Annotated in this window: 10 protein-coding genes; 5 read left to right on the forward strand and 5 right to left on the reverse strand. The window is 61.7% G+C overall.

Going from position 1 to position 11,255, the window contains the following annotated elements; genetic code table 11:
* Positions 1-72: 72 nt before the first annotated feature.
* Positions 73-567 carry a zinc ribbon-containing protein gene (locus AB5Y85_RS07080; RefSeq protein ID WP_005348075.1) on the forward strand — a complete coding sequence of 165 codons (495 nt, stop codon included), beginning with the start codon at positions 73-75 and terminating at the stop codon, positions 565-567.
* Between the two features lie 82 nt (positions 568-649).
* Here the strand turns inward: AB5Y85_RS07080 and AB5Y85_RS07085 are convergent, their stop codons facing one another.
* The 3 genes from AB5Y85_RS07085 to fldB form a co-directional block, all read right to left on the reverse strand.
* The gene (locus AB5Y85_RS07085) at positions 650-1,990 is read right to left on the reverse strand and encodes a TldD/PmbA family protein (protein ID WP_257687037.1); all 1,341 of its coding nucleotides are present in this window, start codon (positions 1,988-1,990) and stop codon (positions 650-652) included.
* Complete coding sequence (locus AB5Y85_RS07090; RefSeq protein ID WP_113739676.1) at positions 1,990-3,390, reverse strand: TldD/PmbA family protein; 1,401 nt, start codon at positions 3,388-3,390, stop codon at positions 1,990-1,992. The genes AB5Y85_RS07085 and AB5Y85_RS07090 overlap by 1 nt, the downstream gene beginning before the upstream one ends.
* Positions 3,391-3,592: 202 nt before the next feature.
* Complete coding sequence (gene fldB, locus AB5Y85_RS07095) at positions 3,593-4,111, reverse strand: flavodoxin FldB (RefSeq protein ID WP_005335151.1); 519 nt, start codon at positions 4,109-4,111, stop codon at positions 3,593-3,595.
* A gap of 250 nt (positions 4,112-4,361) precedes the next feature.
* Here fldB and xerD point away from each other — a divergent pair, with 250 nt between their 5' ends.
* Positions 4,362-5,261 carry a site-specific tyrosine recombinase XerD gene (gene xerD, locus AB5Y85_RS07100; RefSeq protein ID WP_257687036.1) on the forward strand — a complete coding sequence of 300 codons (900 nt, stop codon included), beginning with the start codon at positions 4,362-4,364 and terminating at the stop codon, positions 5,259-5,261.
* Between the two features lie 72 nt (positions 5,262-5,333).
* Here the strand turns inward: xerD and mscL are convergent, their stop codons facing one another.
* Positions 5,334-5,744 (reverse strand): large-conductance mechanosensitive channel protein MscL, encoded by a 411-nt coding sequence (mscL, locus tag AB5Y85_RS07105; RefSeq protein ID WP_047438040.1) that lies wholly within the window; start codon positions 5,742-5,744, stop codon positions 5,334-5,336.
* 316 nt (positions 5,745-6,060) lie between these two features.
* Between mscL and AB5Y85_RS07110 the strand changes: the two genes are divergently transcribed.
* The 3 genes from AB5Y85_RS07110 (at position 6,061) to AB5Y85_RS07120 (ending at position 9,746) form a co-directional block, all read left to right on the forward strand.
* Complete coding sequence (locus AB5Y85_RS07110) at positions 6,061-6,708, forward strand: disulfide isomerase DsbC N-terminal domain-containing protein (protein WP_005335146.1); 648 nt, start codon at positions 6,061-6,063, stop codon at positions 6,706-6,708.
* Complete coding sequence (recJ, locus tag AB5Y85_RS07115; RefSeq protein ID WP_113739677.1) at positions 6,674-8,404, forward strand: single-stranded-DNA-specific exonuclease RecJ; 1,731 nt, start codon at positions 6,674-6,676, stop codon at positions 8,402-8,404. The genes AB5Y85_RS07110 and recJ overlap by 35 nt, the downstream gene beginning before the upstream one ends.
* Before the next feature lie 157 nt (positions 8,405-8,561).
* Complete coding sequence (locus AB5Y85_RS07120) at positions 8,562-9,746, forward strand: MerR family transcriptional regulator (RefSeq protein ID WP_101529544.1); 1,185 nt, start codon at positions 8,562-8,564, stop codon at positions 9,744-9,746.
* 67 nt (positions 9,747-9,813) lie between these two features.
* Here the strand turns inward: AB5Y85_RS07120 and lnt are convergent, their stop codons facing one another.
* Positions 9,814-11,253, reverse strand: coding sequence for an apolipoprotein N-acyltransferase (gene lnt / locus AB5Y85_RS07125; protein ID WP_368221289.1), 1,440 nt, complete (start codon positions 11,251-11,253; stop codon positions 9,814-9,816).
* Between the last annotated feature and the right edge of the window lie 2 nt (positions 11,254-11,255).

Consider the following 11,255-nt stretch of genomic DNA (forward strand, 5'->3'; position numbering starts at 1 on the left):
GCGGCAACAACCGCCAGCGTCCCTTGGGCCTTAAGCCGGGCCAGATCAGGGTTTAGTAGAGGAGTTAGAGCCATGGACAAACGTCAAAAAGGGTACGAAGCCTTCATTGCCGAGCTGCAAAAACAGTGGCAAGAGACTGAAGAGTTCCAGGGGGAGCGCCTCAACCGGATGATTGCCAAGGTGCAGGCCTATCTGGAGGCTGCCAGCGACCTGACCCAAGACGAACTGGCGCTCATCGCCGAGTACGTGAAGCGGGATCTGGGCAACTATGACGAGGGGCGCCATGACGATAGTGCGCAGGTGGAAGAGTCTGCCTTTATGCTGGCCCTCAAAGACACCGCCTGGTCCTGGCTGGCGGATGTGACCGACCGCGCCCAGGTGGAGTGGCGCGAGCTGGCCGACGAGCTGGAGCATAAGGGTGTTTACGAAGCGGGTGACTGGGTAGGGCTCGGGGTCATGGTGTGCGACCAGTGTGGCTGGCGCCATACCGTGCTGCACCCCGAGCAGCTCGACACCTGCCCCGAATGCGGCTGCGCCGAGTATCATCGCGAGCCGCTCTCGCCCTGAGTCAGGCCTCAAGGCGGACGAGATAACGAGAAAAAGGCGCCATCAGGCGCCTTTTTCTTGCTTGCAGGTTTCGTCGGGACGTTTACTTGCCTGCGACGGAGAGCCCGCCAAAACGGATAAGCGGGGCGTAGAAGCCCTTGCCATCGTTGTGGTGCAGGGTGTCACCGACCGCTTCCAGCTCGCCCAGCAGGCGGTAGAAGTTGCCTGCTACCGTGATGCCGCGCACCGGCTGCAGGCGAACTCCATCGCGACAGAGGAACCCTGATGCGCCAAACGAGAAGTCGCCGCTCACCGCATCGGCACCCGAATGCAGGCCATCCAGCTTGACCAGCTCCAGATAGTCGCCGCTCTGCACCTCCGCTTCGCAGTGGGGGCCCGCGCCAAACACCAGATGGCGAGCGGTCACATCGAGGGCGCTGCGGGCACCGCGAGCGGCCGAGCCGTTGCTGGCGACGCCAAAGTGGCGGGCGGTGGCGCTGTTGTGGAGCAGGGTTTTCAGCTCACCGTCGCCAATCAGCAGCAGATCCGAGGTGGCCGCTCCCTCGCCATCAAACGCCTTGATGTTCATGCCGCCCGGCATATAGACCCGGCTCTCCAGAGTGAGCCAGCGCGAGGCGACGCTCTGCCCCACCTTTTCCCGCCAGGGGTTGATCCCCTGTTGGGCCCACTTGCCCGACAGCACACCCTGAAAGCAGCCAAACAGGCTGGCGAAGCAGTTGGTGCTGAAGATGACGCTGTAGCGACCGCTCGGCACCGCTTCACCGGGCAGCAGACCATCGGCGATGGCGTAGATCTGCTCGATCAGGGCCTGACTGTCCAGCTCGTCGAAGCGACGGCCATACTGCCCCTGCGAGTGCATCGACTGGCGGCCATCCCGTTCCACCAGCGCCGAGGTGTAGCAGCCGACGCTGAACTCGCCGTGCTGGCAGAGGGTGCCCTGACTGTTGGCGAGCCAGAGCTGGCTCTCCCCTTCGAAGAAGCTGTTGTAGGGGGCGCCGCTCACATCGGGCATGGCCAGCATGTCAGATTCCAGGCGCAGGGCCAGAGCGATCTTCTCCTCAACCGGCGTGGTATCGGGCTGGTTGATCTCGGCGCAATCTGTGGTGATCCGGCTATTGGCCACCGAGATGCGCTGATCCGGGTCAACCTTGGCAAAGCGGCTGGCATCGAGCGCATCTTGCAGCATGGCATCCAGCGCTGACTCATCGAGCGCTTCCGAGTAGGCGATGCCGACCCGGCCCTCTTTTATCAGGCGAATACCGAGTTGCTGGCTGCTGGTGACCTTGTATTCACCCAGCTCGCCCTTGTCAGCCTTGAGGGAGAAGGCCTTCTCCTGATTGGCGATGATGTCTGCCTCGGCGCCGAGGTCGGCCACTTTATCCAGCAGGCGGGTGAGCAGTTGGTTCATGTCGAGTTGGCTCATCAGGCGTTCCCTCCCACCAGGATATTGTCCACTTTGAGGGCCGGCTGGCCCACCGAGGTGGGGACCGAGCCCGAGACAGAGCCGCACATACCGGCGGCCAGCGCCAGATTGCGGCCCACCATGGAGATCTCTTTCAGCACCTGCGGGCCGGTGCCGATCAGGGTGGCCGACTTGAGCGGCTTGGTGATTTTGCCGTGCTCGATGAGGTAGGCCTCTTGCACATTGAAGTTGAATTCACCGGTGCCGGGCTGTACCGAGCCGCCCCCCATCTTCTTGGCGTAGATGCCATGTTCGACGGTGGCTAGCATATCGTCGAGGCTGTGGTTGCCCGGTTCGATATAGGTGTTGCGCATGCGCGAGGTGGGGGCGTACTTGTACGATTCGCGCCGACCCGATCCGGTGCGGGCATAACCGGTCTTGAGAGCGCCCATTCTGTCCACCAGAAAGCCGGTCAGTACCCCGTCCTTGATGAGCTGGGTATGCTGGGTCGCCATCCCCTCGTCATCGACGTTGATGGAGCCCCAGGCGTTGCTCTGCAAGCCTTCATCCACCGCATTGACCACCGGATTGGCGATAAGCTGGCCCATCTTGTCGTGGAACACCGAGGCCTTCTTGGCTACCGAGGTGGTCTCCAGCAGGTGGCCGCACGCCTCGTGGAAGATGACGCCGCCAAAGCCATTCTCCATGATGACCGGCAGGGTGCCGCTCGGGCAGGGAGCCGCGCCCAGTTTCACCAGTGCCTGACGGGTGGCGGTGAGGGCCAGCTCGCGCGGATCGATGCGATCGGCATGCTCCCACCCCATCAGGGCGCCGGGGGCCTCGTAACCAACGCTCTGCTCGCTCCCTTCCATGGCGATGGTCTGGGCCATGATGCGGTTGTAGTGGCGGCGATCGGCCACTTGCACTCCTTCGCTATTGAAGATCTCCACCTCCTGCTCCCAGCCCAGCACGTTGCCGGAGAACTGGCTCACCTTACTGCTCTCGGCACGGGCCACCGCATCCATGGCGTGCAGATAGGCGATCTTCTGCTCCAGCAGCTTGTCTGCCGACAGCGGCAGGGCCACCGGGTTGCGATCGCTCAGGCGGGTGAAATCGAAGGCGGTGGCGGTCACCACGGGGTCGCGGCGGTCTTTGGCCGCCAGCAGGGTGACGATGCGCAGCAGCTCGTCGCGGCTGGCTTGGTTGGTGTAGCCGTAGAGCACCTTGTGGCCGTAACAGAGGCGCACGCCGATGCCGAAATCGAGGCCACCGCTGATATTCTCTATCTGGCTGGAGAGCAGGCTGAGCTGGCTGCGGCGCTTGCGCTCGACAAACAGCTCGGCGAAATCGGCACCCAGCGCCAGCGCGTGATCGAGCACGTCACGGGCAATGGCGGGGGCCAACAGGGAGAATGGGGTCATAGAATATCCTTTTCTGGTCTGTCCGTTTGCTTCCGACATCCGGCTCTGATTGTTATGGGATGTCGAGTCCATTGTTGCAGACCAGCACAAAAAAGTCGCTATAGCGTCATGCGATGATACCGATTGAGAAAATCGGTGCGATAACTGCGCCCGGCGGCCAGCGCCAGGCGCTCAGGGTCGTTTTGCCAAAACCTGGGAAAGATCAGAGCAGGGCGTGGATTTCGCTCAGGATCTGCTCGACCCACTGCTCGATGCGCGGATCGGTCTGGTCATATTGGTTGGCATCATCAAGGGCCAGCCCGACGAAGTGACGGCCATCGTCGATCAGTGCCTTGGAGGCATCGAATTCGTACCCTTCGTTGGGCCAGTAGCCCACCAGCTTGACCCCTTTTGGCACCAGCTGATCGTGCAGCATGCCGAGGGCGTCCTGGAACCATTCGCCATAACCGAGCTGATCGCCGAGGCCAAACAGGGCCACGATGCGTCCCTCCAGATGGAGATCGGCGATATCTTCCCAGCGGGACTCCCAGTCCTCCTGCAGTTCGCCAAAATCCCAGGTGGAGATGCCGAGGATCAGGATCTCGTAATCCTCCATCCGGCGCAGGGAGACATCCTTGATATTGTGAATATCCACCAGCTCGGGGCCGATGAGGGCGCGGATCTTCTCGGCAGCCATCTCGGTGTAGCAGGTGGTGGAACCGTAAAACAGACCAATCTTCATCGCTCTACTCTCTGTTGGCGCGTTCTCGCTTGCTTTTGGCGCGTTCTCGCATGCTCGTGTGGGCTGCGCCATGTTGGCAACACGATGGGTAACGTAAGGGGAGGGCGCCAGTCTAGCAGATTGCCACTCGACCTTCACCGCCCGGCAAGGGGTGTGGCAAACGTGCCTTATCTTTCCAATGAAAGTGCCTTGTCTTTCCAAGGAGTTGGCGCGTTACAATGGGCCATCGATCCCCTGATTGCAGCGCACCATGAGCAAGCCCGACCCCCATCCCCTGATTGAACCCTTTCTCGATGCTCTCTGGCTGGAGCGGGGATTGTCTGACAACACGGTCAGCTCCTATCGCAGCGATCTGGAGAAGTTCTCCCTCTGGCTCGACGAGCAGGGAAGCTCGCTGTTGCTGGCGGGGATAGACGAGATCCAGCACTACCTCGCCTGGCGGGTCGATCACCAGTTTGCGGCCAGCAGCACCGCCCGTTTTCTCTCGGCCCTGCGCCGTTTCTATCAGTATCTCAACCGTGAGAAGCTGCGCAGCGATGATCCGACCGTGCTGCTGGAGGGGCCCAAGTTGCCGAAAAAACTCCCCTCCGATTTAAGCGAAGCGGAAGTGGAGGCTCTGCTGAGTGCGCCGATGGTGGATGACCCGCTGGAGCTGCGGGACAAGGCAATGCTGGAGCTGCTCTACGCTACCGGCTTGCGGGTTTCCGAGCTGGTGGGGCTCACTGCCGAGCATGTCAGTTTGCGTCAGGGCTTGGTGCGGGTAGTCGGCAAGGGCAACAAGGAGCGGTTGGTGCCGATGGGCGAGGAGGCGATGCACTGGCTGGAGCGTTACTACCGGGAGGCCCGCATCCTGCTGCTGGGGGGCACCAGCTCGGACGTGGTATTTCCCTCCAAGCAGGCCCGTATGATGACCCGCCAGACTTTCTGGCATCGCATCAAACTCTATGCCATGCGGGCCGGGATCAACGGCGAGTTATCCCCCCATACCCTGCGCCACGCCTTTGCCACCCATCTGCTCAACCACGGCGCCGACCTGCGAGTGGTACAGATGCTGCTGGGTCACGCGGATCTCTCCACCACCCAGATCTACACCCATGTGGCCAACGAACGGCTCAAGGCGCTGCACGGGGAGCACCACCCCAGAGCCTGAGTGGCTGGCCTCCCAAAAACAAAAAACCGCCAGCAGGCGGTTTTTTTATCTCTACACGACAGGAGATGGCGCTTATTTCCCTTGCTGGGATTTCAGCAGATCACGGATCTCGGTCAGCAGCTCCTGATCCTTGGTCGGGCCTGCCGGGGCGGCGGCTTCCTCTTCCTGCTTTTTCTTGAGGGTGTTGATGGCCTTCAGTCCCATGAAGATGGCAAAAGAGATGATCAGAAAGTCGATGATGGTCTGGATGAACTTGCCATAGGCGATAACTACGGCGGGTGTTGCACCTTCTGCGGCCTTCAGGGTGACCGCCAGGTCGCTGAAGTCCACGCCGCCCAGGATCAGGCCGATGGGCGGCATGATCACGTCACCGACAAAAGAGGAGACAATTTTGCCGAAGGCGGCACCAATGATGATACCGACCGCCATATCGATGACGTTGCCGCGGGCGGCAAAGGCTTTGAACTCTTGAATCAGACTCATTATTTCCTCCGAAATTAAACAAGATAGCGCGTTGATTACCCTTGCCAAAGGGCGAACTCTTGTCAGGAAAAACAGAGGCTAAGCCGCGTTGTTCCTGTCGTCCTGACTAGCTTGCGGGCGTTATGAGTCCTTGGCAATCGGGGGGAGCCATTTTTTTGGTACAAAGTGATATTAATTTTTTGGTAAGTAGCTGGTTGAATGATGAGCTGTGCTGCTGTAGTTTGCTGGGTCGATTCATTCATACCACGTGAGTAAACAAGTGAAGTATTTACTACTGGGAATGATGCTTTTGTGCACATTTGCTGCCAGAGCGGGGATGGATACCCAAGCCTTGAAACAGACCATCACAGCCCGGCTGGGGGTCCCCGTCTATCTGGTTGAACCGACCCCGATCGCGGGGTTGTATATGCTGGGTACCTCACAGGGGGTGCTCTACAGCGATGCCAAAGGGGATTATGTGGTGCAGGGGGTCATGCTGGATATGACCCGTGACATGAAGAACCTGACCATCTCGGGTATGCGCGAGCAGCGCCGACTTGGCTTGGCACAGGTGGCCCATGCCCCCATCGTGCTCAAGGCTCGGGATGAGCGTCACCGGGTCGCACTGTTTCTCGGCGAGCAGGACGCCAAACGTCGTCAGCTCTCCGGCACCTTGCAACACCTGCAGGCATCCGGGGTGAGCGTGGCTCTCTATCCGGTGATTGATCACGCCGAACGGGCCGCCGACTGGTGCAGCGATCCCCTGCTGCAAAATGATCCGTTAAAAGCCTATTTGCCTCAAACGGCATGTAGTGAGACCCTTATCCAAAATATTGGCCTGAGCCAATGGTTGGGGGTCAAGGTACTGCCGGCCTGGGTCTCCTCCGACGGGGATCTGGTGCGTGGGTATCAGAGCCCCGAACAGCTGCTCAAGATACTGGATCATATTGATGTCCCTGCAAATCCGTCGTCGTCCGCGAGTTGATGATTCCCATCTGCCTGCCACCTTGCATCCTCTGCTTCGCCAAATCTTCGCCAGTCGTGGCGTAGAGGATCCCGCCCTGCTGGAGCGCAGCGCCAGCCAGCTGTTGCCGCCCCAGCGCCTCTATGGGATGGAGCAGGCGGTGCCGCTGCTGGCGGATGCCCTGACCGCCCAGAAACGGATCCTGATTGTCGGCGACTTCGACTGCGATGGTGCCACCAGTTCGGCCCTGTGTGTGCTGGCCCTGCGCGCCATGGGGGGGCGCCACATCGATTTTCTGGTGCCCAACCGCTTCGAGTTTGGCTACGGCCTCACCCCCGAAATTGTCGAGCTGGCGGTGGCGCGCGGCGCCGAGTTCCTCATCACGGTGGATAACGGCATCTCCAGCATCGCCGGGGTGGCGGCAGCCAAGGCGGCGGGCATGCAGGTACTGGTTACCGATCACCATTTGCCGGGTCAGGAGCTGCCTGACGCCGATGCCATCGTCAACCCGAACCAGCATGGTTGCGATTTCCCCTCGAAGTCGCTGGCCGGGGTGGGGGTAGCCTTCTACCTGATGGCGGCCCTCAACACCCATCTGCGTCAGCTCGGCTGGTACGAACGGCAAGGGTTGCGAGCCCCCAATGTGGCGGATTACCTCGATCTGGTGGCCCTCGGCACGGTCGCCGATGTGGTGGCGCTCGATGGCAACAACCGTATTCTGGTGCATCAGGGGTTGCAGCGGATCAGGGCCGGCCGCTGCCGCCCCGGCATTCAGGCGCTGGTGGATGTGTCGGGCCGCGATGGTCGCCGCCTCACCGCCGCCGACCTCGGTTTTGCGCTGGGGCCGCGCCTCAATGCGGTAGGGCGCCTCGATGACATGTCCCTCGGGGTCGCCTGTCTGCTCTGCGATGATCTCAATTTGGCGCGCCAGCTTGCGGCCGAGATGGACAGCCTCAATCAGGAGCGCAAGGAGATCGAGCAGGGGATGCAGCAGGAGGCCCTCGCCACTCTGGAGCAGATCCGGTTTCGCGATGGCGAGGTGCCGTCGGGCATAGTGCTGCACCGGGACGAGTGGCATCAGGGGGTGGTGGGGCTGGTGGCCTCCAAGGTGAAGGAGAAGTACTACCGCCCGGTCATCGCGTTTGCCGAGAGCAGCGAGACCGAGCTCAAGGGCTCCGGCCGCTCTATCCCCGGTGTGCACCTGCGCGATGCGCTGGAACTGCTCGATACCCGCCATCCGGGCCTGATGGGCAAGTTTGGCGGCCACGCCATGGCGGCGGGGTTGACCCTGCCCAAGGCCAACATTGAGGCGTTCAGTCGGGCCTTTGAGGCGGTCATCAGTGAGCTGGTGACACCAGAGCTTTTGACCGGGGTGTTGCTCACCGATGGCGAGTTGTTGCCGGACGAACTCAATATCGAGCTGGCGGAGCTTATTCGCGCCTCCGGCCCCTGGGGTCAGGCCTTCCCCGAGCCACTGTTTGACGGCGAGTTCGTGCTGGTGCAGCAGCGGCTGGTGGGGGAGAAGCACCTCAAAATGATGCTGACAACCGATTCCGGTCACGCGGTGGATGCCATCGCCTTTGGCGTCGATCTCAAGCGCTGGCCCGATGCCTCGGTCAAGCGGGTGCGGCTTGTCTACCGGCTTGACGTCAACGAGTGGCGCGGCAACCGCAGCGTGCAGCTGCTGGTGGAGCATCTGGAGGCGGCCGGTCTCTGAGTCAATAGCATCGCAGCCCTATCGCTGACAACGGCCACCCGAGGGTGGCCGTTTTTGTTGGCGGATTTCTGGAAAAGGGCGTTGACCCGTCTATAGCTTCACAGTTTAAGCTCGTCTCTATCGGGTCACCTGAGGGCCCGCACCGTGAGTGATTGCCATGAAAATATCCGAACTGGCCCGCCGCTGCGGCCTCGCCCGCTCCACCCTGCTCTATTACGAGAAGCTGGGGGTGATTGCCGGTACTCGGGCCGCCAACGGCTATCGCCACTATGACGAGGGGGATCTGCAGCGACTGCAGATGGTGCAGGCCCTGCAGGCGGGTGGTCTCAGCCTCAAGCAGTGCCTCGCCTGTCTGGCTGGCGAGATAGATCAGGCGGCATTGCAGGCCCGGGTCAGGGAGCTGGATGAGGAGCTGGCGCGGATGCAGCGCGCCCGGGATCTGTTGGCGGATCTGGCAGGGCTGCGCCCGCGCTCCGGTGAGGAATTCAAGGCCTGGCAGCTGCAACTGCAGCGCGAGGCACCGGAGGCCTACTTCGCGTGGGTGATGAAACAGGGTTTTAGCGAGAAAGATCGCTACCACTTGCAATGGTTGAGCAAAGACATGAATGAACATGAGCGTTACATCAAGGACTTTATCCAGCTGCTGGATGGCATGAGTTACTGGGGGCCGGGGGAGCGCGCCTTCACCCAGCAGCAGTTTGCCGCCTTGCCCATTCGGCCGCGCCGGATCCTCGACATGGGCTGCGGGCGTGGGGCGTCAACCATGGCGCTGGCTCAGGTGACCGATGCTGACATTGTGGCCATCGATCTGGAAGAGGAGGCACTGGCCGCCGTGGCTCACTCTGCCCGCGCGGCGGGTTTTGAGCATGTTTCCACCCTCTGCGCCAACATGGCGGCACTGCCGGACGATCTGGCCCAGGCAGACCTCATCTGGGCGGAGGGGAGTGCCTACGTGATGGGTGTTGCCAATGCGCTGAAAGCGTGGCGTCCGCTGCTTTCAAGCCCGCAGGCTTGCATCGTGCTGAGCGATGCGGTCTGGCTGACCGATAACCCGCCCGAGGAGGCGTTGGCGTTCTGGCAGCAGGATTATCCTGCCATGCAGACGCTGGCGGGCCTGCTTGAGACGGTACAAGCGGCAGGCTACCGCTGCCTGTCACACACTCCCTTGCCGATGAGCGCCTGGAACAACTATCTGGACCCTATCGAGGTCAATCTGGTGCGCTATCGAGACGAGCTGGGGGAGAGTGCCGCCTGGCAGGATTTGAGCCGGGAAGTAGCCATCCACCGCCAATATCTGGGCAGTTACGGCTATGTGATCTGCTGCCTGCAAAAAGATACGTGATTAGCTGTCGTAAAAAAACGAGGCGCCTGCGGGCGCCTCGTTGTTTATCGGGGATTGCGGATTGGCGTTACAGCTCGCGGGCCCAGGGGTGGGCCTTGGGGCGCAGCGCCAGCGCCAGACCCAGCAGCAGCACGGTCAAACCGTAGAGGGGCCAGCTGCCAAAGCGCATATAGGGGGTCTCGCCGTGGGCGGGACGCACCTCGCTGCGCAGCACACCCGCTTCAAACTGCGGGATCTGGCCGATGATGCTGCCATCGATCTCGGTGACGATAGTGATACCGGTGTTGGTGTCCCGCAGCAGCGGACGAGCCAGCTCCAGCGCGCGCATCCGGGCGATCTCCATATGCTGCCAGGGGCCGATACTGGTGCCGAACCAGGCGTCGTTGGAGACGGTCAGCAGGAAGTCGGTATCGGCATTGACGTTGCGGCGTACCTCCTCCGGGAAGATGATCTCGTAGCAGATGGCGGCGGCAAACTTGAGCCCCTTGGCGATCAGGTTTGGCTGCACTTCGTCACCCCGGCTGAAGGAGGACATCGGCAGGTTGAAGAAGGGGGCGATGGGGCGCAGCAGATCTTCAAACGGCACGAACTCGCCGATGGGCAGCAGGTGGTACTTGTTGTAGCGGTTGGAGTGGTTGTAGAAGTAGGACTCCTTGCCATCCGCATCCTGCACCCCCATGCCGAGCACGGTATTGTAGAAACGCTGTTGCTGCTCGTCGTAGTGGATGATCCCCGCCAGCAGGCCGGTATCGTTCACCTTCATCGCCTTGTCCAGATTCTCCAGATAGGGGCCCATCGCCTTCTCGATGGCCGGGATCGCCGACTCCGGCCAGACGATGATGTCGGCATCCTGATTCTCGCGGCTCAAGTCCTGATAGGTGCGCACCGTGGGGGCCAGTGCCTCCGGATCCCACTTGAGGGACTGGGCGATATTGCCTTGCACCAGTGCCACCTTGACTGGCTCGCCACGGGTCACCCAGTTGAGCTGCATCAGGCCGTGAGCGCCGGCCACCAGCAGGGCGGGCACCGCCAGCCACAGTGGCGAGCGGGATTTCCACACCAGCCAAATGGCGGAGGCGGAGAATAGCAGTGCTAGGGTGATGCCCTGTACCCCGAGAATGGGAGCAAATCCCTTGAGCGGGCCGTCGATTTGGCTGTAACCAAACCAGAGCCAGGGGAAGCCGGTCATCACCCAGCCGCGCAGCCAGTCAGCGACCAACCAGAGGGCCGGGAAGGCGAGCAGCCAGCGGCTCCAGTGACGGCCGCCAAAGAAGCGGGCAAAGACCCAGCAGGCGAGCGTCGGGTAGAGTGCCAGATAGGCGGAGAGCCCGGCCAGCAGCACGAAGGCGACCGGTAGCGGGATGCCACCAAACTCGGTCATGCTGACATGGATCCACCACAGTCCCGGCAAAAAGAGTCCCATGGCGTAGCCAAAACCGCGCCAGGCGGCCTGTTTCGGCGTGGCTTTGTCCAGCAGGGCGTAGAGGCCAAGCAGGGAGGGGATCACCA

This window comes from Aeromonas sp. R3-1, from assembly GCF_040908345.1.
GTDB classification, from domain to species: Bacteria; Pseudomonadota; Gammaproteobacteria; order Enterobacterales; family Aeromonadaceae; genus Aeromonas; species Aeromonas veronii.